Origin of the sequence: Acidaminococcus sp. HCP3S3_G9_1 (assembly GCF_052122455.1) — a bacterium.
In the GTDB taxonomy this organism is placed as follows: Bacteria; Bacillota; Negativicutes; order Acidaminococcales; family Acidaminococcaceae; genus Acidaminococcus.
In genome coordinates this window covers 136,605-158,187 of sequence record NZ_JBQKCH010000002.1, presented here as the reverse complement: position 1 = coordinate 158,187, position 21,583 = coordinate 136,605, and the positions used below count along the sequence as shown (strand labels likewise).

16 protein-coding genes are annotated in these 21,583 nt (G+C 58.0%); all 16 read left to right on the top strand.

Annotated elements, in window-relative coordinates:
• Positions 1-110 precede the first annotated feature (110 nt).
• On the top strand, positions 111-4,436 hold the full coding sequence (locus tag ACTQY1_RS02225) for a translocation/assembly module TamB domain-containing protein (RefSeq protein ID WP_441368886.1): 4,326 nt from the start codon (positions 111-113) through the stop codon (positions 4,434-4,436).
• Positions 4,437-4,619: 183 nt separating this feature from the next.
• The gene (locus ACTQY1_RS02220; RefSeq protein ID WP_441368885.1) at positions 4,620-6,833 is read left to right on the top strand and encodes a BamA/OMP85 family outer membrane protein; all 2,214 of its coding nucleotides are present in this window, start codon (positions 4,620-4,622) and stop codon (positions 6,831-6,833) included.
• A gap of 37 nt (positions 6,834-6,870) precedes the next feature.
• Complete coding sequence (locus tag ACTQY1_RS02215; RefSeq protein WP_022486876.1) at positions 6,871-7,350, top strand: OmpH family outer membrane protein; 480 nt, start codon at positions 6,871-6,873, stop codon at positions 7,348-7,350.
• Between the two features lie 24 nt (positions 7,351-7,374).
• Positions 7,375-8,307, top strand: coding sequence for an outer membrane chaperone Skp (locus tag ACTQY1_RS02210; protein WP_441373752.1), 933 nt, complete (start codon positions 7,375-7,377; stop codon positions 8,305-8,307).
• 15 nt (positions 8,308-8,322) lie between these two features.
• Positions 8,323-8,727 (top strand): OmpH family outer membrane protein, encoded by a 405-nt coding sequence (locus tag ACTQY1_RS02205; protein WP_012939033.1) that lies wholly within the window; start codon positions 8,323-8,325, stop codon positions 8,725-8,727.
• A 68-nt stretch (positions 8,728-8,795) separates the two neighbouring features.
• Positions 8,796-9,836 (top strand): UDP-3-O-(3-hydroxymyristoyl)glucosamine N-acyltransferase, encoded by a 1,041-nt coding sequence (gene lpxD, locus ACTQY1_RS02200; protein WP_022486878.1) that lies wholly within the window; start codon positions 8,796-8,798, stop codon positions 9,834-9,836.
• Positions 9,833-10,444 carry a YjbH domain-containing protein gene (locus tag ACTQY1_RS02195; RefSeq protein WP_022486879.1) on the top strand — a complete coding sequence of 204 codons (612 nt, stop codon included), beginning with the start codon at positions 9,833-9,835 and terminating at the stop codon, positions 10,442-10,444. Before lpxD ends, ACTQY1_RS02195 begins: the two co-directional genes overlap by 4 nt.
• Positions 10,445-10,456: 12 nt before the next feature.
• Positions 10,457-11,356 (top strand): lysophospholipid acyltransferase family protein, encoded by a 900-nt coding sequence (locus ACTQY1_RS02190; RefSeq protein WP_308664185.1) that lies wholly within the window; start codon positions 10,457-10,459, stop codon positions 11,354-11,356.
• Between the two features lie 3 nt (positions 11,357-11,359).
• On the top strand, positions 11,360-12,697 hold the full coding sequence (lpxC, locus tag ACTQY1_RS02185; RefSeq protein WP_302157073.1) for a UDP-3-O-acyl-N-acetylglucosamine deacetylase: 1,338 nt from the start codon (positions 11,360-11,362) through the stop codon (positions 12,695-12,697).
• 15 nt (positions 12,698-12,712) lie between these two features.
• Positions 12,713-13,522, top strand: a complete 810-nt coding sequence (gene lpxA, locus ACTQY1_RS02180) for an acyl-ACP--UDP-N-acetylglucosamine O-acyltransferase (protein WP_022486882.1) — start codon at positions 12,713-12,715, stop codon at positions 13,520-13,522.
• A 4-nt stretch (positions 13,523-13,526) separates the two neighbouring features.
• Positions 13,527-14,351, top strand: a complete 825-nt coding sequence (locus tag ACTQY1_RS02175) for an LpxI family protein (RefSeq protein ID WP_154487790.1) — start codon at positions 13,527-13,529, stop codon at positions 14,349-14,351.
• 146 nt (positions 14,352-14,497) lie between these two features.
• Positions 14,498-15,634 (top strand): lipid-A-disaccharide synthase, encoded by a 1,137-nt coding sequence (lpxB, locus tag ACTQY1_RS02170; protein WP_441373751.1) that lies wholly within the window; start codon positions 14,498-14,500, stop codon positions 15,632-15,634.
• A complete protein-coding gene (msbA, locus tag ACTQY1_RS02165) occupies positions 15,631-17,427 on the top strand; it encodes a lipid A export permease/ATP-binding protein MsbA (protein WP_154487789.1) in 1,797 nt (598 codons plus the stop codon). Before lpxB ends, msbA begins: the two co-directional genes overlap by 4 nt.
• A gap of 52 nt (positions 17,428-17,479) precedes the next feature.
• Complete coding sequence (gene lpxK, locus ACTQY1_RS02160; RefSeq protein WP_022486886.1) at positions 17,480-20,011, top strand: tetraacyldisaccharide 4'-kinase; 2,532 nt, start codon at positions 17,480-17,482, stop codon at positions 20,009-20,011.
• The gene (gene kdsB, locus ACTQY1_RS02155; protein ID WP_022486887.1) at positions 20,008-20,754 is read left to right on the top strand and encodes a 3-deoxy-manno-octulosonate cytidylyltransferase; all 747 of its coding nucleotides are present in this window, start codon (positions 20,008-20,010) and stop codon (positions 20,752-20,754) included. Before lpxK ends, kdsB begins: the two co-directional genes overlap by 4 nt.
• 4 nt (positions 20,755-20,758) lie before the next feature.
• Positions 20,759-21,583: a 3-deoxy-8-phosphooctulonate synthase gene (gene kdsA / locus ACTQY1_RS02150; RefSeq protein WP_022486888.1), complete on the top strand. Its 825-nt coding sequence runs from the start codon at positions 20,759-20,761 to the stop codon at positions 21,581-21,583.

Sequence of the window (21,583 nt, the reverse complement as noted above, 5' to 3'; positions counted from 1 at the left end):
AGCCCGCGCTTTATATCCGCCCTTTTCAAGGGCGGGGGACCATGCGCAGCATGGTGGTGGGTTTCGCGATGAACGACCCACGATTCACGACAATCGATATGGAGGCCCTGATGGGTACCAAAGGTAAAAAACGGCTGGCCGTTCTGGCCGGAGTGCTGGTCCTGCTGTACCTGGTCCTGTGGAAGCTGCTCCTTCCTACAGGGCTGGAGCGGGCCGTCCCTCTGGTGGAAAACGCCGCCGGGGAATACATTAACGGACAACTGCAGATGGAAACCATGGAAGTGAGCCCGGACCTGACCTTCACCGCCCGGAACCTCCAGCTGACCGATGCCGGCGGGAACCTGGTGGCCAAAATCCCGGCCCTGTCCCTCCAGGTGGATCCTTTGAAGTTCCTTTCCGGGAGCAGTTCGGTGGGGATCCTGACCCGGATCACCCTGGATGAGCCGGAATTGTACCTGGTCCAGGACGACAAACAGGAATGGAATGTGGCCCATCTCCTGAAGGAAAGCCAGAGTTCCAGCACCGATTTCAAAGCTCTCATTGCCATCCATAACGGCCGGGTGGAACTTCATCTGCCTTATGGCACCTGGGATGCCAGGGTGGAAGGGACCATCGATCCGGCCCGGAACCCGGACTTTGCCCTGGATCTGACGGTGACCCGGAAAAATCAGTCCATCCATGTAGCCGGTAACCTGGACACGGACCGGCAGGGAACCCTGACCGCCCAGACAGATCTCATGGGACTCCAGGATTTCAGCCCTCTGGCGGAACAGTTCCTGCCGGTGACGGAGCTTACCGGGGCTTTGACGGATGCTTCCATCACCTGGACCAACAACGCGGCAGGCAGCCAGCTTTCCGGCCGGGCCCAGCTGCGCCAGGTGGGGGCCGTCTACAGCTGGAATGGCCATGATCTGGCTCTGGGAGCCGATGGGGGCCTTTCCTTTGATCAGCTGCGGCTGAAGGCCCGGGATCTGGAAGTGACGGTGGACGGGCAGAAAATCCGTGTATCCGGGGGCGTGGATCTGACGGATCTCCAAAATCCCCGGGCGGAAAAACTCCAGGCGGATCTGGACGATTTTGACCTGTCCGCTCTGCCTCTGGATCTGCCTGTAACCGGCACTGTCAGCGGCACTCTGGCTGTGGACGGGACCAAAGAGGATCTTACCGGCAGCGGCACCTTCACCAGTCCGGCCCTGACGTTCCAGGGCTATGAGGCGGACCAGGTGACCCTGCCCTTCTCCTTCCGGGATCACCGGGTGGAAACCGATGGGGCCAAAGCCAGCCTGGGAGGGGGTTCTGTTACGGTCGAAGCCTCCTATGACTGGGAAGCCCAGGAGGGGCAGGCGGCCCTTACGGCAGACCAGGTGGACGCCGGAACCTTTGTACCCCGGTTGGGCAGCCTGATCCTGGACGGCACCCTTTATGCCGCAGGAAAGTATCAGGACGGGACGCTCCAGATGGAAACCCTTTCCAGTGATCTGTCCCTTGCCTGGGGGAACCTGAAGCTCCAGCAGATTGCCCTGGATGGATCCGTGGACGGCAGCAATTTCACCCTCAGCCGGATTTCCGGCTATACGGAAGAAGGGGGCGCCCTGGCCGGCACCGCCAGTCTGAAGGGGGGGCAGCTCCAGGGAGATATCTATATTACCGACCTGCCGGTGGATCCTCTCCTGGCCGCTGTGGGCCAGGAAGGCAAAGGTCTGCTTTCCACCCACCTGCTCCTGTCCGGTACCGCCGACGCACCGGGAGCCTTCGGGGCCTTCTCCTTCCGGGAGGGAGAACTGCTGGGCCAGACCATCCAGGAAGCCCACGGAGCTCTGGAATGGAAGGACCGGAAAGCCAGCTTCCACAAGGTGGAAGTAAACCTGGCCCAGGGCACCCATGCACTGGACGGCAGCGTGGACCTTTCCGGCAGCGAGCCTCAGCTGGACCTGACCCTGGAAACCCGGGGCATCCGGCTGGAGCCCTTCAGCGAAGCTTTCCATTCCCCCTGGCCGGTTACCGGGAATCTGACCAATACCATTGCCGTGAAGGGGCCCCTGTCCAATCCTTCTTTCACCGGCCATGTCCACGCCTGGGACGGGTCCGTAAACAAATTCCTGGTGGACGAAGTGGACGGAGACTACACCTATGACGGGAAGCTCCTTCTTCTGAAAGATTTCCATGTCCAGGCTCTGACCTGCGCTGCCCAGTTCAGCGGCACCGTCAGCCGGGACGGGTTCCTGGATCTGGGGATGGACGCCAAAAACATCAACCTGCTCCGGCTGCCCTGGCTGAAGGACAGTGTGGACCTGGCCGGATTCGTGAACTTCAGCGGCAGCATTACCGGCCACACCAGCCGGCCCCTGTTCCAGGGGGTCCTGTCGTCGGATTCCGTGCTGATCAACGGAGTGGAATTCACCGGGCTGGCCCTGTCCTTCCAGAGCCAGGCCGGCCATGTAAACACCTTCCAGGGAACCTTCCAGCAGAAAACCGGCGGGGACTATGCCCTGAAAGCCAAATTCGACTTTGACCGGAAGCTGTTCCAGTGGACCGTGGACGTAACCAAAGGCAATGTCCGGTCCCTGCTCCAGATGGGGGGCATCAAAGCGGACGTGGACGGCTATCTGTCCGGACGTATTGAAGCCAATCCGGACGGCCCCCGGACTGGCATGACCATCATCGGCAAAGTGGAAGACGGGAAAGTGGCCGGAGTGCCCTTTGCTTCGGCGGATTTCGATATTTACACCCATATGGGTCTGTGGCAGATCCGGAAGCTCCAGGCCCAGGAAAGCGGCGGCGGGCTCCTGGCCGCCCAGGGGAACTTTGACATGCGGAAACGGACTATCGACCTGGAACTGGCCACCAGTGACGCCAATGCCAAGCTGCTCACCGTGGGCATGGACAATCCTCCGGATGTGAACGGAAAACTGAACATTGTGGCCCAGCTGAAAGGGAACCTGGACGATCCCAACGGGAACTTCTCTCTGGAAATGAAGGAGGGAAGCATCAGCGGAGTGGCTTTTGACAATGTGTACGGCATGGTTACCCTCCGGAATGACATGTTCCATCTGGACCAGTTCCTGATCCAACGGGATGTGTACAAGATCAGTGCCTACGGCACTTTCCCCATGGACCTGCTCCGGCCGGTGGCCAAACGGAAGAATCCCCAGTCCCGGATGAACCTGGAAGTCCGTCTGGACAACGGGAACCTGGCCATCCTGCCCACCCTGACCAAATGGGTCCAGTGGGCGGACGGCCCCACCAGCGGCCGGGTGGATATTACCGGTACCCTGGAGGACTACAGCCTGAACGGATCCATTGATCTGGACGGGGGTACCGTAAAGTTCCGGGGCCTGGACAATACTTTCGACAACATGAAGTTCCATGGGGAATTCAGCGGCAAGACCATTACCCTGAAGGAATTCTCCACCACTACCGGGAAAAACGGCAGCATCACCGCATCCGGTTCCTATCTTCTCAATGATGTGTCCGGGAAACCCTACCATCTGAATCTGGCCATCAAGGATGTGGAACTGGTCTCTTCCATGGTGAAGGGGAAACTCAACGGGAACTTCGACCTGGAGCACAAGGAAAACAAACCCTTCCTCAGCGGGAACATCAAACTGGACAAAGGGTATCTGGGGCTGTCCGCCATCCCGGAATTCGGGGAGGGAAATTCGGACATCGGACTGGATATCGACGTGGACCTGGGGAACAATCTCCATTTGTACAATGCAGCCTTTATGGACCTGTGGCTGAAAGGCCAGTTCCACATTATGGGCAGCACGGCCTTCCCCCAGATCAACGGCAGCATCCGGGTGAACCGGGGCAGCCGGCTGAAATATCTGGGCACTCCGTTCAACATCGGGTTCGGGGAAATCTACTGGCCACGTCCCGGGACCTTTGTGCCCAATGTGAACATGTCGGCCTTTACCCGTCTGGGACAGTACAATATCCTGGCCAAGGCCAGCGGGCCGCTCAGCCTGGACAACATTGTGATCAAACTGTCCAGTGATCCGCCCCAGGATGAAAACACCCTGAAGCGGTTCCTGACCCTGAAAACCGACGACGCCAGCCTGGGGGACGATGCCTGGAGAGGTTTGGTGGATGCCGGGCTCCAGATGACCTTCCTGGCGGATGTGGAAGACGCCATCAAGGACGCCCTGGGTCTGGACGAACTGCGGATCTACAGCGGCAATGTCCAGAACCTGGTATCCTTCTCCGCAGATACCAACCGGGCCAACGAAGCCACCGGTCAGGAACGGCGCCAGTACAACGTGCTGCTGAGCCGGTATTTCGGCCGGAAGCTGCTGCTGGGCTATACCACCAGCTTCGACGGAGAAGAACATAACCTGTACGCCGGGTACCGGGTGGCTCCCAAAGTCCATCTGGGTGTATCCATCGATGAAGACAACAACCGGTGGTATGGGGTACAGTATCGGACGAGGTTTTAAAAGAAGGGACTGTTGCCTTTGCAACAGCCTGTGACCGGGGTGTGAATTTATTCACACCCCTTTTTTCACACTCCAGGACTGGAAATATTATCCCATAGAAGGTATAATAAACGGGATATGGTATAATTAATCGTTGATTTTCAAGTAGATACTGACAGCAAAAACCTGTACGGAGGGTACTCTATGAAAAAACATGTAAACTGGCGGCAGCTGTCCGTCGCTGTCCTGGCATCTCTGGCCATGACCACTCCGGTCTATGCCGCAGAAATCACCCACAGCCAGGAAGTGGAACTGGGGCCGCACAAAACGGCCGCCAAAGAAGGACAGGGCATCGGAACCATCGAGGTGGCTCCGGAGAGCCAGACTGCTGCCCAGCCGGCGGGAGCGGCTGCTCCAGCAGCTCCTGCTGGAGAAGAACAGCCCAGATATCGGGAAGTCCGCCGGAACGGTGTCACTTATATCGAAAAGGTCGGCAAGAAGAAACTGGAACAGGAACAGGAAAAGGCCCAGGCTGATGAAGAACAGCTGGAAGCCCGGATGACCCAGCAGAAGGAAATCCAGGAAGCCCAGAACAAGCAGCTGCCGGGCCGGAGCATCCTCCAGCAGTCCGTCCTGTCCGACTATGATATCACCACCCAGGAAAACCAGTATGCCAAAGTGGAAAAGGAATCCCTTCCCTTTATCGGCCAGACAGTGACCAAAGTGACCCTGGAAGGCGCCTCCCATGAGGATCCGGCCAAACTGGCAGACGTGCTGAAGATGCCGGCCGGCACCAAGTTCACCAAGGAAGGGCTCCAGGATGATATCCGGGCTCTCTACGAAACCGGCTGGTTCTACGATATCCGTCCGGTGTTCACCAAAGTCCCGGAAGGGGTCCAGATCAAATACCAGCTGGAAGAAAATCCTGTGCTTACGGACCTGGATATTGAAGGAAACACGGTGATCTCCACCGGGGACATTAAAAAAGAACTGGATCTGCCCATCGGGAAGGTCCTGAACTCCCGGGATGTGAACATCGGCGCCCGGAAGGTGGAAAGCCTTTACAGCCAGCAGGGCTACATCCTGGCCAAAGTGGCCGATGTGCGGATGCAGCCGGACGGACGGCTTATCGTCCAGGTGGCGGAAGGGGTCATCGAAGATTTCCGGGTGAAGGGCAACACCAAGACCAAGGATTACGTGGTTATCCGGGAAATGCGCATGAAGAAGGGCGAACCCTTCAATGCCAAGAAAGCCCGCCGGGCCATGCAGAAGATCTACAACCTGGGCTTCTTTGAAGACGTGAACATCCGTCTGAACCCGGGCCAGATGCCCAACACTGTTTCCGTGGAAGTGTCCGTGGTGGAAACCAGCACCGGTACCTTCGGGATCGGCGCCGGCTACAGTGATGCCGACGGCTTCCTGGGTATGGTCAGCATCGGGGACAAGAACTTCATGGGCACCGGGGACAGTGTCAGCGCCCGTTGGGAATTCGGCGGCGACTCTGAAACCAAGGCCAACTTCGAAGTGTCCTATGTGAAGCCCTGGATCGATGACAAGGAAACTACTGCCGGCTTCACCTTCTACAACATGACCAACGAGTACGTGGACTACAATCGGGACGGGGATGAAATCGCCCGGTACTACAAGAAACGTACCGGTGAGGAACTGTTCTTCAGCCGGGTCACCGACAACGAATTCATCACCAACAGCATCACCCTGAAGAACCGGGACGACAAATACAAGAAACCCGTCAGCGGCTACGGCACTCAGTGGTTCGAAGCCGGACAAAATGGCTATGACTATATCCACGAATATCCTGACGACTTCGATTGGGACAAACACGAACGGATGAAGAAGAACTTCGGGATCACCCGGAGCATCACCTTTGCCCGTACCCTGGATACCCGGGACAACATCTACGATCCCCGGGAAGGGAAACGGACGGCCTATTCCGTGGAAGTGGCCTCCTTCGGCGGGGACTTCAACTTCCAGAAATACCAGGCCGACTACCGGTACTACTACCGGATGGGCAAGGACAATGTGTGGGCTCTCAACCTGGGAGCCGGCTATGCCAACGGGGATATGCCTCTGTCCCAGCGCTTCAGCTTAGGCGGCAGCGACATCCTCCGGGGTTACCGGGATGACCAGTTCAAGGGCAACAGCATGGTGAAGGGATCCCTGGAATTCCGGTATCCCATCATCAAGAAAGTCCAGGGGGTATTCTTTACCGATGCAGGCTACGCCTGGAGCAAGGAATACGACGAATCCAATTACGACCTGGGCAAACTGAAGAACTCTGTGGGTATCGGTCTCCGGATCAATTCCCCGCTGGGTCCCATTAAGCTAGACTATGGCTACCGGCTGGAAAGCAGCGACCGTGGAGGCCGCTTCCACTTCAGCTTTGGCGGTCAGTTCTGATAAACAAATTGCATAACAAGGAAGCAGGGATAGTAAAATGATGGAATTGGCCCACAAGAAAAATGTCAAGGTCATTTCTCTGGCTATTGCGGCCATTATGGTGGTTGGGATCTTCGTCCTGGCCATCCAGGGCAAGAACCTGGGAGGCGGTGACGCCACCATGAATTCGGCCATCGGCAAAGTGAACTACAACCAGGTGATGGCTGCGGCTCCCGGTCTGGCAGATGCCCAGACCCAGCTCCAGCAGGCTGCTGAAGACAGCCGGAAGGAGTTTGAAGAAAAGTCCAAGAACATGAGCGATGCGGACAAACAGAAACTGGCTGCGGAATACCAGAAAAAACTGGAAGACAAGCAGAAGGAACTGATTGAACCGGTCAAGAAAGAAGTGGATGACGCCATTGTGGCCGTAGGCAAGACCAAGGGCCTCACCGTGGTGGTCAACCAGGGTGCTGTGGTCTATGGCGGTCTGGACGTTACGGCGGATGTAACCGCCCAGCTGAAAAAAGCCAAGAAATAATTCCGGGACAGGAGGGGATGGCTCATGGGCAGATGGCTCAGTCTTCTGCTGGCAGGTCTTCTTCTCCTGTCCGGCTGCGGTTTTTCCCGGTGGCAGCTTCCCTTCCGGCAGGACAAGCCACGGTTCGCCGTGGTGGACTGGGACCGGCTGGTGGAACAGCACCCCAAGTACAAGGAATGGCAGCGCCGGAAGGAACAGCTGGAAACCGCCAAATGGCTGCGGGAACGGCAGAAGGAAAACGGCCAGCAGCAGCTGGCTCTCCTGGGACAGATGAAGAAAGTCCGGGAAGCCGGCAAGGGCCAGTTCCAGTCAGCCCAGTGGTCTGCCCAGGTGGCGGAGAAACGGGCCCAGGAACAGGACCTGCTCCGGAAAAAACGGGCAGCCTTGAAAGAGGAAGCGGAAAGCCGGGTGAAGGCGGACCGGGATGCGGTGGAAGAAAAATACCGGATCCCTCTGTTCAACCTGCGGCTGAAGCTGAGCAGCGTGAAAATGAGCGATGAAGCCCAGAAAGCGCTTCTCCAGGAACAGCAGGAACTGTTGGACAAACGCCAGAAGGACCGGGCGGATGTGGAAGCGGAAAAGGAGCAGTGGCTCCAGCAGCAGATGGCTGCGGACGTGGCTGCTTCCCAGGCACGGCTCCAGGCCTTTTCCAAGGAACTGGCCGTTCAGGTGGTCCAGGAACAGACAGGGCTTTCTCTCACCGGGAAAACTCCCCAGAACCAGGAAGGCCAGCCGGAACTGGATAAACTGCTCCAGTCCATGGACAAGGAGATCCAGCAGCAGGAAGACAAGGAAAAACAGATGCGGGAGGAAATCGACAGTGATATCCTCAGCGCCATTAAGAAAGTCAATCTCAGCCGGAAATACACGCTGATTTTCCGGAATCCGAGAGCCAATATCAGCGCCGACGACATCACTGACGAAGTGAACATGGTCGTCCAGCAAATTGTTTACTAAGAGGGATGGAACAACATGAAAAAAGCAATGATTCTCTGTGTAGTGGCAGCAGCCATGCTGTCCTTTGGCTGCGGGCGGAACGCCCAGTTCGGTGTGGTGGACATGAATAAGGTCCAGACGGAAAGCCAGGTGTTCAAGGATGCCACCCAGGACCTCCAGACCAAGGGCAAGGCCATGGAAGAGGAACTGAACCAGGAAACCGCCGGCAAGAGCCAGGAAGAAGCCCAGAAGATTCTGACGGAAAAGAGCCAGAAGATGCACAGCCTCCAGGCAGAAGCCCAGGCCAAGGTGAAAGGCAGTTTTGACGCGGCCGCCGCATCCGTTGCCAAAGAAAAGAACCTGAGCGCCATCCTGGTGAAGGAAGCCGTCCCTCAGGGCGGTGTGGACGTCACCGATGACATCATCAAAGCAATGAAATAAGATTCGATAAGGGCGGACACTGTTCGCCCTTTTTCCCGTACCATCATGAAATGGAAAGGATGCTGGAAATGGAAAAAACCTTACAGGAACTGGCAACATTGTTGAAAGGGGAAATCCTCCAGGGTGACCCCGGAATGGTCCTCAAGGGGGTCAATGGACTGGAAGAAGCCCAGAAGGATCAGATTTCCTTTGCGGTGCCTCCCTATCTGGAAGTGGCCGGACGGTCCCGGGCCGGGGCCATCATGATTCCCCGGGGAGCGGAATTCAGGGGAGAACAGGCTGTACTGGCCGTGGAAAATCCCCGGGCCGCTTTTGCGGTGCTGCTCCAGATGTTCCGTCCCCCGGAAGCGGTGAAAAAGGGCATCAGCCAATACGCCTTCATCCATCCCACGGCCAAAGTGGGGAAGAATGTGGCCATCCTGCCCTTTGCCTATGTGGCGGAAGATGCGGAAATCGGGGACAACACGGTGATCTATCCCCATGTGTACGTGGGACGCCATGCGAAGATCGGTGCTGACTGCACCCTGTATTCCAACGTGACGGTGCGGGAAGACTGTGTGGTGGGGGACCGGGTGATTCTCCAGGCCGGCTGTGTCATCGGCGGAGACGGCTTCGGGTACATCACCGCCAACGGCAAACACACCAAAGTGCTCCAGACCGGGAACGTGGTCCTGGGAGACGATGTGGAAATCGGCTGCAACACCTGCATCGACCGGGCTACCGTGGACAGCACGGTGATCGGCAAAGGCACCAAGATCGACAATCTGGTCCATGTGGGCCATAATGACATCATCGGCGAAAACTGCATCCTGGTGGCCCATGTGGGCATTTCCGGCAGTGTCACTGTTGGGAATAACACCACCTTCGGGGGCCAGGCTGCTACCGCCGGCCATCTGAAAATCGGCAGCAACTGCACCTTTGCCGGCCGTACCGGGATCATCAGCGACGTGCCGGACAATGTGGTGTGGGCCGGCTTCCCTGCCCAGCCCCATGTGGACTGGCTGCGGCAGACCGCCAATGAACGGAAGCTGGGAGCTGCCCTGAAACGGCTCCGTCAGCTGGAAAAAACCGTGGAAGCACTGGAAAAAGGAAAGAAGGAACAACCATGAAGAGACAACTGACCGCTGCCCTGCTGTGTGCCCTGGCGGCGCTGCCTTTTGGGGCTGCAGAAGCCAAAACCACTCCCAGCGGCACCAGCGGCATCATCAATGCCCCTTCCGGCTACGTCCGGATGCCCGGCCATGTTTCCGCCGGTCTGGACTGGACCAAGGAAGGCCGGAATGTACGGGGCAACATCGCCCTGCCTCTGGGCATCGAAGTGGCCGGCAGCCATGTGGATACCAAACATGACGGATCCTACGGCACCGTCAGCGCCAAACTCCAGGTGCTCCGGGAAACCCCGCTGACCCCTGCTATCGCCATTGGCGTGGAGGATATCGGAGACCGGAATGACCGGCGGGGCTATGTGGCTGTCACCAAGGCCCTGGCCGCCGGCTGGAAGATCCACGGCGGGGTGGGCACCGGAGACCAGTACAAACACGGTTTCTACGCTGTGGAAAAAGAAACCAGACTCCTGGGTCTTTCCATGAATCTCATGGGAGAATATGACGGCAGCCATTTCAACTACGGCGCCGGCATCCCGGTGGGGAAATTCATCCAGGCCCAGGTGGGTGTGAGAGACCATCACCTGTACGGAGGGATGGACCTTACCTTTTAAGGAGGATGCAGGATGGCTGCGTACAAGCTCATGGAGTTCATCAGCTGGCTGGTGTGCCACCAGCCGGACTGTCTGAACCGGGCCCTGGCCTGGGTGCTGGGGCATTTGGGATGGCGGGTGGTGCCGGCCTGGCGCCGGTACATGGCCCGGGAAAACATCCGGGACTGCCTGGGGGTGGATGAAGCGCAGGCGGAACAGATCGCCCGGGAAAGCGTCTACCGCTTTGGCCGGATGCTCATCGAAGTGCTGAAATATCCTCTGATCACCAAAGACAATTTCCGGCAGCTGGTCCATTTTGAAGGACTGGAGAACCTGGAAAAGGCCTATGCCGAAAACAAAGGGGTGATCATGTGCACTGCCCACTACGGCAACTGGGAGATGCTGGGGGCTTCCATGGCCCTTCTGGGCTATCCCATCCTGTCCATTACCCGGAAGCAGAACAACGGGGCCATGGATAAATTCATCAACGACTACCGGCAGATGGTGGGGCAGCATGTAACCTACAACCATGGGGAAAACAGCATGCTGGCCATCGGCCGCTATCTGAAAAAGAAACATCTGGTAGGAATCCTGTACGATCAGGATTCCGCCCATACCGGAGAACATCTGCTGTTTTTCGGCAAACCTTCCCGGGTTCCCCAGGGGGCAGCTCATCTGTCCCGGATGTTCGGTTCTCCCATTGTGCCCTTGTTCATGCACAACAATCCTGACGGAACCCTGACCGCCCGGATCTATCCGTCCCTCCATACGGAGAAAACGGCTAACCGTTCAGAGGACGTCCGTGTTATAATGGAAGAACTGGTAGCCATCGCTGAGCGGGAAATCCGGTTGGATCCGGCCATGTGGTTCTGGGTCCACGACCGCTGGAAGGATGGCCGCAAACGGTATGAAAAGTATAAGAAAGGCGTGTGATTTATGACCATTGAAAAACAGCACACCCTGAAACAGGCGGCTTCCTGTGACGGCATCGGGCTCCATTCCGGGAAGCTGGTGGAAATGACCCTGCGCCCGGCGCCGGTGGATACGGGGATCGTGTTCATCCGCACAGATATGGAAGGCCGGCCCCAGGTCCGTGCCGTGGCCTCCAACATTACAGCCACCACCAGGGCCACCACCCTGACAGAAAATGGAGCCAGCGTCACCACCATCGAACATCTCATGGCGGCTCTGGCCATATTGAAGATCGACAACTGTTACGTGGAAATGTCTTCTGCCGAACCCCCGGTGGGGGACGGCTCCGCCCAGGCCTTCATCGATGAGATCCTGAAGGCGGGCATCGAGGAACAGGACGGGGAACGCCAGGTGTACCATGTGGACCGGGCCTTCTCCCATTATGACGGAGACCGCTCCATTGTGGTGCTGCCCTACGAGGGCTTCCGGATCACCTTTACCTCCATCAATCCCCATCCTCTCCTGGGAACCCAGGTGATGGACGTGGAAGACAAGGGAGATAATTTCCTGAAGGAAGTGGCTTCCGCCCGGACCGTGGCCTTTGAAGACGAAATCGCCCAGCTGCGGAAAATGGGCCTGGGCCTGGGAGGCAACCTGGACAATGTGGTGGTGTTCGGCAAGGAAAAGATCCTGTCCACCCCCCGGTTCCCGGATGAACTGATCCGGCACAAGATCCTGGATGTGATCGGGGACATGTACCTGTTGGGCCCCATCCATGCCCATATCATCTGCATGAAGAGCGGTCACGCCTTCAACGACAATGTGTCCCGGCAGATCGATGAATATCGGCGGCTCCATGAATATCATCCCAGACATACCCCGGTTTCCGGAAAAGAGAAAAAAGAAATAAGGAGTAAGGATATGATTACATTAGACATTCAGGAAATCCAAAAGATTCTGCCCCATCGGTATCCCATGCTGCTGGTGGACCGGATCATCGAACTGGAACCCATGAAGCGGGCCGTGGGAATCAAGAACATCACCATGAATGAGCCCCAGTTCATCGGCCACTTCCCTGGGAATCCCATTATGCCCGGGGTGCTGCTGATCGAAGCCATGGCCCAGGTGGGCGGCGTTACCCTGCTGTATCCGGAAGAAAACCGGGGCAAGATCGCCGTCTTCGGGAAAATCGACAAGGTGCGTTTCCGCCGTCCCATCAAACCGGGGGACCAGCTGGTGACCACCGCCATCATCACCAAAATCAAAGGCAATATGGGTGTGGCCCACTGTGAAGGTACAGTGGACGGAGAGCCGGCCTGCGAAGGGGACTTCTTCTTTGCGCTGGCGGAAAATAAACAATAAAGGTGGAGTGAAACAATGACAGCAGATTCTAGTATGATACATGAGACAGCCATTATTGCACCGGGTGCGGAAATCGGCCCCAACGTGAAAATTGGCCCGTACTCTGTTATCGGTGAACATGTCAAGATCGGTGAAGGTACCATCATTCATCCCCACGTTGTGATTACCGGCCGGACCACCATCGGGAAGAACTGCGAATTCTTCCAGGGTGCCAGCATCGGCGAAGTCCCCCAGGACCTGAAATACAAAGGCGAAGATACGGAAACCATCATCGGTGATCACGTGACCATCCGGGAATGCGCCACGGTCCATCGGGCTGTGGGAGAAGGCAATGAAACCCGGATCGGCAACAATGTGTTGATGATGGCCTATACCCACGTGGCCCACAACTGCATCGTAGGCAACAACGTGATCATGAGCAATGTGGCCACCCTGGCCGGCCATGTGATCGTGGAAGACCGGGCCGTCATCGGGGGACTTACCGCTGTGCATCAGTTCACCAAAATCGGCCGGAACTGCATGTGCGGCGGCATGAGCCGGATCTCCCAGGATGTTCCGCCTTTCGTCATCGTGGCCGGGAACCCGGCCTATGTGGCAGGGCTCAACAGCGTGGGAATCTCCCGGGCAGGCATTCCCATGGAAGTCCGCCGGGAGCTGAAGAAAGCCTACAAGATCCTCTACAAGAGAGGCCTGTCCCTGTCCGATGCCATCAAGACCATGGAACTGGAACTGGACAGTTACGAAGAAGTGGAACACTTCATGCGCTTCCTGCGCACGGTGGAAAGAGGCATCTGCCGGGCTTCCGCCCACGGTATCCGGGAGTAAGCCTATGGGGAAGACCTTAGGGGTGCTTTCCGGGGTGGGCCATCTGCCGGTGGATGTGGTCCGGGGGGCGAAAAAGGCCGGTTATCGGACGGTGGCTGTGGCCCTGGTCCCCGGCACCCATGAAGACCTGGAAAAAGAGGCGGATGCTTTCTATGCCATCAACATCGGCAAAGTGGGGAAAATCTTCAAGACCCTGAAGCAGGAAGGGGTGGATGAAGTCACCATGATCGGCAAGGTGACCAAGGAAATCCTCTATTCCGGAGGTATCCTGGTCCCGGACTGGCAGGCCATCAAGATCCTTATGTCCCTGCCGGACCGGCACGATGACACCATCATGAACGCCCTGGTGGCCAAGCTGGAAGACATGGGGATCCATGTAATGGACCAGACCCTGTTCCTGACGGATCTCATGCCCCTGGAAGGGGTGCTGAGCAAACGCCAGCCCACACCGGAAGAATGGGAAGACATGAAGTACGGCTTTGCCATGGCCAAGAAGATCGGAGGCCTGGACATCGGCCAGACTGTGGTGGTGAAGAACAAGGCCATCATGGCTGTGGAAGCCATTGAAGGCACCGATGCCTGCATCCTCCGGGGCGGCAGACTGGGCAAAGGGGCCATTGTGGCCAAAACCGCCAAACCCGCCCAGGACAACCGGTTCGACATGCCGGGAGTCGGGGTGAAGACCGTGGAATCCATGATCGAATCTGGCTGTGCCGGCATCGTCATGGAAGCCGGACGGACCCTCCTGGTGGAACGGGAAAAGGCCCTGGACCTGGCCAACCGTCACAAACTGACGGTGGTGGCCATGAAGGATCCGGAAGGAAAATAAAAATGGGCTGTGAAAAAATGATCTTCATTTTTTCACAGCCCATTTTGGCTTCGGTGGAGGGGGTGTGAATTTTTTCACACCCCCTTTTTTGTTATGTGATATAATAAACTGTACATTTATGTTCAGATGAGAGAGGAGACAACAGGGTGACAAAAGTTTTCATTTCTGCGGGGGAGGCCTCCGGCGATCTTCATGCCGCTGCACTGACCCGTGCCATCCTGCAGCAGGACCCCACGGCCCAAGTCTTTGGCATGGGCGGTGATGCCCTGGCAGCAGCCGGTGGGCAAGTGGTGTTCAATTATAAAGATTACAGCGTCATGGGCTTTGTGGAAGTCCTCCAGGCCCTGCCCCGTCTGCTGGGGCTGAAGAAGGCTTTCCGCCGTCTTATGGAGGAACGGAAGCCCGATGTGTTCGTAACTGTGGACTACCCGGATTTCAACATGCGGGTAGCCAAAGAAGCCAAAAAGCTGGGGATCCCGGTATTTTCCTACATCCCTCCTTCCGCCTGGGCCTGGCGCCGGGGGAGGGCCAAAGACGTGGCCCGGCTGGCCGCCAAAGTGGCCTGCATCTACCCCTTTGCAGCGGAAGTCTACAAAGCAGCGGGAGCCCCGGTGGAATTTGTGGGGAATCCGCTGGTGGATATTGTCCAGCCCACCCTGAGCCCCCAGGAGGCGGAAGCCCTGATCGGCAAACGGCCCGGCCATCCGGTGGTGCTGCTGCTCCCGGGCAGCCGGGTGAAGGAAATCACCGGGGTGCTGCCGGTGATGCTCCGGGCCCTGCCGAAAATCCGGAAGCAGCGGCCGGAAACGGAATTCGTCCTCCAGAAGGCCCCGTCCATTGACGCCGGCCTGCTCCAGTCCATCCTCCAGACCAGTCCTGTGCCGGTGAAAGTGGTGGAAGGACACAACTATGATGTGATGGGGGCCTGCGACGTGGCCCTGGCCACCAGCGGCACCGTGACCCTGGAAGCGGCTCTCTGCGGGCTGCCCAGCGTTATCTGCTACACCGCCAGTCCTCTCAGCATGTGGATCGCCAAACACATGGTCTATGTGAAATACATCGGCCTGCCCAACATCCTGGCCGGGAAGGAAATCCTTCCGGAACTGATCCAGGAAAACATGACCCCGGACCACATGGCTGCCGCCGTCCTCCACTTCCTGGAGCCGGCCAACGCCGCCGCTGTCCGGGAAGAAATGCAAAAGGCCGTTGCCAAGCTGGGTCAGCCCGGTGCCGTGGAACGGACCGCCCGTCTGATCCTTGAAACAGCAAAGGAGAATCCATGAACCTCTATCTGCGAATTTTGCGCTTTATCAAACCCTATCTGCCCCGTCTGGCCCTGGCAGGGGTCTGCACCGTGCTCACCTCCGCCGCCAACCTGTACGTGCCCTGGATCGTCCGGGACGTAATCGACAAGGTGTTCATCAACAACGATGCCCAGCTGCTGAACCTGATCGCTCTGGGAATCGTGGTGATCTTCTTTGCCCGGGGCATTACCTACTACGGTCAGAACTACCTGATGAACTATGTGGGGGAAAGCGTGGTCATCGACATCCGGGGCCTGGTGTTCAAAAAGATGATGGAACTGGATACCCGGTTCTATGACACCAACAAACTGGGCACCATCATGAGCTATGTGACCAACGACGTCCAGGCCATGCAGAGCGCCATGGTGGACAACTCGGTGGAAATCATCACGGAAACTTCCGTCCTCATCGGCTCCATCTGTGCCATGGTCTATCTGGACTGGAAACTGACCCTGTTCGCTTTCTGCACCTTCCCGGTGGTACTGTTCTTCATGGATTTCTTCGGCAAGAAGATCCGGAAGACCGGCCACCGGATCCAGCAGGCCACCGCCGACATCACCTCCGTGCTCCAGGAAACCCTGTCTTCCAGCCGGGTGGTGAAGTCCTTCGTCCGGGAGCCTTATGAAATCGCCCGGTTTGAACGGACCAACCGGAAGAACTTCGATGCCAACATGAAAAGCGTCCGGCTCATGGGCACCCTGTCCCCGGTGATCGAATTCATCGCCGCCCTGGGGGTCACCGCCATTATCTGGTTCGGGGGCCGGGGGGTGCTCAGCGGTGACATTACCGCCGGGTCCCTGATTGCCTTCCTGGTCTATGCCGTGAATATCTCCAACCCCATCAAGCGGATCGCCCGGGTGCTGGGGAACATCCAGAAAGCCCTGGCCGCTGCAGACCGGGTGTTCAGCATCCTGGACCTGGACGAAAAGATCCCGGAAAAGGCCGATGCCATTGCCCTGCCTCCTGTAAAAGGGAAGGTGGAATTCCGTGACGTGTCCTTCTCCTACAATCCGGATGAACCCATCCTGAAGCACCTGACCTTTACCGCCCAGCCCGGCCAGGCCATTGCCCTGGTGGGGCCCAGCGGTGCCGGCAAATCCACCATCGCCAACCTGCTGCCCCGGTTCTATGATGTGACCGAAGGGGCCATCCTCATCGATGACCACGACATCCGGGACGTAACCGTATCTTCTCTCCGGGAACAGGTGGGCATTGTGCCCCAGGAAACCAACCTGTTCAACGATACGGTGTACAACAACATCCTCTACGGGCGGCTGGATGCCACCCGGGAAGAAGTGCTGGCCGCCGCCAAGGCCGCCAATGCGGACGAATTCATCCAGAACCTGCCCCAGGGGTATGACACCTACCTGGGAGACCGGGGCATCAACGTGTCCGGGGGACAGCGCCAGCGCATTGCCATTGCCCGGGCCATCCTGAAGGATCCCCGGATCCTGATCCTGGACGAAGCCACTTCCGCCCTGGATACGGAAAGTGAACGGATCGTACAGGAAGCCCTGGACCGGCTCATGGTGGGCCGTACCTCTTTTGTGATCGCCCACCGGCTGTCCACCATCCAGAACGCCAGCAAGATCCTGGTACTGGATCATGGGGAAATCGTGGAAGCCGGCACCCATGAGGAACTGATGGCCCGTCACGGGCTTTATGCTCACCTACACGATATCCAGTACCGGGAAAAAGCCGAACAGGCGGAAGTCCGGAAACTGGAAGACCAGGAAACGGCACCGGCCGGGACGGAGGTCCCTGCCCGCTGATCAGCCGCTTTCCTTCCAAGCAAGCCAAGCCCAATGAAAACGAGGTCAATGTATGTACTATATTTATAACTTCCTGGCCACAGTTTTGTTCATCTTTGTGATCCTGCCCTACTTTACCTGGCGGTATTTCCGGGAAAAAGGCTTTCCCCGCCGGTTCCGTCAGAGCCTGGGGTTCATCCGGGATGAAGAAATCGCAGCCGTTGCCCATAAAAACTGCATCTGGATCCACGGTGCTTCCGTAGGGGAAATCGTGGCCACCAGCCCGCTGGTGAAAGAAATCCGCAAGGCCATGCCCGATGCCAAGATCCTGGTGTCCGCCGTGACCACCGGGGGCTACAACATGGCCCACCAGATCATCCCGGAAGCCGATGCCATCATCTACTTCCCCCTGGATCTACCCTTTGTGTCCGAATCCTTTGTGAAGCGGATCATGCCCCGGATCTTCATGCCGGTGGAAACGGAACTGTGGCCCAACTTCCTCCGGGCCATCAAGCTGCGTCGGATCCCGGTGATGATGGTCAACGGCCGGATCTCCGACAAATCCGTGAAAAGCTACCGGTATCTGTTCGGCATCCTGGCCGACATGATGGGCAGCGTCACCCGGTTCTGCATGCAGTCCTCCATCGATGCGGAATACATCCAGCATCTGGGGGCGGAAAAACGCCGGATTTTTGTGACCGGCAACACCAAATTCGACCAGACCTATGCGGAAGTGACCCCGGAAGATCTCCAGCAGTACAAGGATGAACTGGGGCTGGAAGAGGACTACCCGGTGATCGTGGCCGGCAGTACCCATCCTACTGAAGAGGAAACCCTGTTCCAGAGCTTCCTGGACATTCGGAAGGAATTCCCCCAGGCCCGTCTCATCATCGCTCCCCGGAAGCCTGGCCGGATCCATGAAATCACCCGGCTGGCGGAAAAATACGGCCTTTCTCTGGGCCTTCGGTCCTCTCTGAAGGCCATGAGCAATCCTCGTCCCAAATACCAGGTGGTCCTGATCGACACCATCGGGGAACTGGGCCGGATCTATGCAGTGGGGGATGCGGTGTTTGTAGGCGGCAGCCTGATCAACCACGGCGGCCACAATGTGCTGGAACCGGCAGCCCATGCCAAACCCATCATTGTGGGGCCCAGCATGTCCAACTTCAAGGATTCCTTCGCCCTTTTGAGCAAAGTGGGGGCCTGTGTCCAGATCCATGACGGCAAGGAAATGACGGACATGTTCCTGAAGATCTTCAAAGACGATGCCCTGCGGAAAAAGATGGGGGATGCCTCTCTCCAGGTGATCCGGGAAAACCGGGGCGCCGCCGTGCGGACCATCGGCTACCTGAAGGAGCTGCTGGAACTCACTGCTACCGAAAGCATGGTGAACACCCATTACAAGATCAATACCCGGAACATCAACGACGAAGTGAGCCCCCGGATGCGTCCCGGGGATGCGGTGACCCAGTACCTGATCCAGCTTTCCCACGGGGAAGACAACGGAATCCTGGACTGGTGCGTCCTGGCCTTCCTCCGGATCCTGTCCGTGCTCTATGAAGCCGGGGTCCGGCTGAAGCTGTTCTGTTACAACGCCGGGCTGGTGCCCCGGACCAAATTGGACTGTTGCGTGATCAGCATCGGCAACATTACCGTAGGGGGCACCGGCAAGACCCCCACCGCCCAGAAAGTGGCCCTGATGATCCAGAAACTGGGCTACCGGGTGGTGATCCTGAACCGGGGCTACCGGTCCCACTGGGAAGAAAAGATCGGGGTGGTGTCCGACGGGAAGAAAATCTACATGACCGCCTATGAAGCCGGGGACGAAGCGTTCCTCATGGCCAAGCAGCTGCCGGGGATCCCGGTGGTCATCGGCAAGGAACGGGCCATTACCGGCCAGTTCGCCGTGGACAAGTTCAAGGCGGAAGTGATCATCCTGGATGACGGCTACCAGCACTGGCAGCTGTACCGGGACCTGGACGTGGTGCTGGTGGATACCCTCAACATGTTCGGCAACGGCTGCATCCTGCCCCGGGGCACGCTCCGGGAGCCCCTCAGCAACCTGAGCCGGGCAGGGCTGTTCCTCCTGACCAAATGCGACCAGAGTTCCCCCATTTCCCGGGCCACTCTCTGCGACACCCTGCACAAATACGCTCCGGCGGCTCCTATCGCCGAGAGCATCCATAAACCCTGCGACTACATCGAGATCGCAGACTGGTACAAGAACGACATGTCCAAGGCCCTGCCTCTGGAAGCCCTCCGGGGCAAGCATGTGATGGTGTTTTCCGCTATCGGCAACCCGTCTTCCTTTGAGCAGACCATGAACGCCGAAGGCCTGAACATCGTGGAAGCCATCCGGTATCCGGACCACCACGATTACGGCATGGTGGAAATGCAGTACATCATGGACCGGGCCATCAGCCGGGGCGTCAAAGCCCTGGTCACCACCGGGAAAGATGCGGTGAAAATCCCCACAGAGTTTATTTACCTCCACCGGGATGTGCCTCTGTACATCCTGGATATGGAAATCCAGATTACCAGCGGCGAAGAAGCCTTTACCGATACCATCAAAGCCGCCATTAAAAAGGAGAATCCGTCCAAATGAAAGTACTGTGTGTAATTCCGGCCCGTTACGGGTCCACCCGTCTGCCAGGGAAACCCCTGGCCCTGATCCATGGCAAACCCGTGATCCAGCGGGTCTATGAACGGGCCGCTCTGGCCCGGATCCCTGATGAAGTGCTGGTGGCCACCGACGACCAGCGGATCCTGGACTGCGTCAATGCCTTCGGCGGCCGGGCTGTGATGACCTCCGAAGATCATCCCAGCGGCACCGACCGGCTGGCGGAAGTGGCTCTCAACTTCGAGGATGTGGATGTGATCGTCAACGTCCAGGGCGACGAACCCATGATCCCGCCCCAGGTCATCGACGACCTGGCCCAGGCCTTTGCAGACAATCCCGACCTGGAAATGGCCACCTGCAAAACGGAAATGAATCCGGAGGACTACCAGAACCCCAATGCGGTAAAGGTGGTCACCGACCAGAACGGCTACGCCTTGTATTTTTCCCGGAGCCTGATTCCCTATCCCCGGAATGAAGAACCGGAAGTGAAGGTATGGAAGCATATCGGCATCTACGCCTACCGCCGGGACTTCCTGCTGAAGTTTGCGGCGCTCCTGCCCACGCCCCTGGAACGGGTGGAAGGGCTGGAACAGCTCCGGGCCCTGGAAAACGGCGTAAAGATTAAAGTCCTGGCTACGGACTTCCAGGGCGTGGGCATCGACACCCAGGCTGATCTGGACCGGGCCAACGAAATCTTCGCCCAACTGGACCAGGAAGGAAAGGAGTAATCCCATGGAAATCGTCAAGATCGGACCCTACCAGGTGGGACAGGGTCACCCGCTGCTGATCATGGCCGGCCCCTGCGTGCTGGAAGGCTACGAACGGAGCCTGGCCATCGGGAAACGGGCCAAGGCCATCTGTGAAAAGCTGGGCCTGCCCTATGTGTTTAAAGCTTCTTATGATAAAGCCAACCGGTCTTCCCTGGATTCCTTCCGGGGCCCGGGCATCGAAGAAGGTCTCCAGATCCTGGCCCAGATCAAGAAAGATCTGAATGTGCCGGTGATCAGTGACGTCCACGAAACCTGGCAGGTGGAAAAGGCTGCCGAAGTCCTGGACATCATCCAGATTCCCGCCTTCCTGTGCCGGCAGACGGACCTGCTGGTGGAAGCTGCCCGGACCGGGAAAGTGGTCAATGTGAAGAAAGGCCAGTTCCTGGCACCCTGGGACATGAAAAATGTGGTGAACAAGATCGTGGGTTCCGGAAGCCGGAATCTGATGCTCACCGAACGGGGCGTTAGCTTCGGCTACAACACCCTGGTGACGGATATGCGCAGCCTGCCCATTATGCGGGACCTGGGCTTCCCGGTGATCATGGACGTGACCCACAGTGTCCAGATCCCCGGCGGACAGGGCACCAGCTCCGGGGGCCAGAGCAAATATGCGCCCCATATGGCCCGGGCGGCAGCTGCTGTAGGGGTTGACGGGCTCTTCATCGAAACCCACGACAACCCGAAAGAAGCCTTGTCCGACGGCCCCAACATGATTGCCTTGGATGATCTGGAACAGGTCCTGGCGGACGCCAAAGCCATCGACGCCATCGGCCGCAGGGAGGCGTAA

Excerpts from the sequence above, each read along its gene's own strand:
- ACTQY1_RS02225 (WP_441368886.1), top strand. The coding sequence starts at position 111 with ATGGGTACCAAAGGTAAAAAACGGCTGGCCGTTCTGGCCGGAGTGCTG.
- ACTQY1_RS02220 (WP_441368885.1), top strand. The coding sequence starts at position 4,620 with ATGAAAAAACATGTAAACTGGCGGCAGCTGTCCGTCGCTGTCCTGGCA.
- ACTQY1_RS02215 (WP_022486876.1), top strand. The coding sequence starts at position 6,871 with ATGATGGAATTGGCCCACAAGAAAAATGTCAAGGTCATTTCTCTGGCT.
- ACTQY1_RS02210 (WP_441373752.1), top strand. The coding sequence starts at position 7,375 with ATGGGCAGATGGCTCAGTCTTCTGCTGGCAGGTCTTCTTCTCCTGTCC.
- ACTQY1_RS02205 (WP_012939033.1), top strand. The coding sequence starts at position 8,323 with ATGAAAAAAGCAATGATTCTCTGTGTAGTGGCAGCAGCCATGCTGTCC.
- lpxD (WP_022486878.1), top strand. The coding sequence starts at position 8,796 with ATGGAAAAAACCTTACAGGAACTGGCAACATTGTTGAAAGGGGAAATC.
- ACTQY1_RS02195 (WP_022486879.1), top strand. The coding sequence starts at position 9,833 with ATGAAGAGACAACTGACCGCTGCCCTGCTGTGTGCCCTGGCGGCGCTG.
- ACTQY1_RS02190 (WP_308664185.1), top strand. The coding sequence starts at position 10,457 with ATGGCTGCGTACAAGCTCATGGAGTTCATCAGCTGGCTGGTGTGCCAC.
- lpxC (WP_302157073.1), top strand. The coding sequence starts at position 11,360 with ATGACCATTGAAAAACAGCACACCCTGAAACAGGCGGCTTCCTGTGAC.
- lpxA (WP_022486882.1), top strand. The coding sequence starts at position 12,713 with ATGACAGCAGATTCTAGTATGATACATGAGACAGCCATTATTGCACCG.
- ACTQY1_RS02175 (WP_154487790.1), top strand. The coding sequence starts at position 13,527 with ATGGGGAAGACCTTAGGGGTGCTTTCCGGGGTGGGCCATCTGCCGGTG.
- msbA (WP_154487789.1), top strand. The coding sequence starts at position 15,631 with ATGAACCTCTATCTGCGAATTTTGCGCTTTATCAAACCCTATCTGCCC.
- lpxK (WP_022486886.1), top strand. The coding sequence starts at position 17,480 with ATGTACTATATTTATAACTTCCTGGCCACAGTTTTGTTCATCTTTGTG.
- kdsB (WP_022486887.1), top strand. The coding sequence starts at position 20,008 with ATGAAAGTACTGTGTGTAATTCCGGCCCGTTACGGGTCCACCCGTCTG.
- kdsA (WP_022486888.1), top strand. The coding sequence starts at position 20,759 with ATGGAAATCGTCAAGATCGGACCCTACCAGGTGGGACAGGGTCACCCG.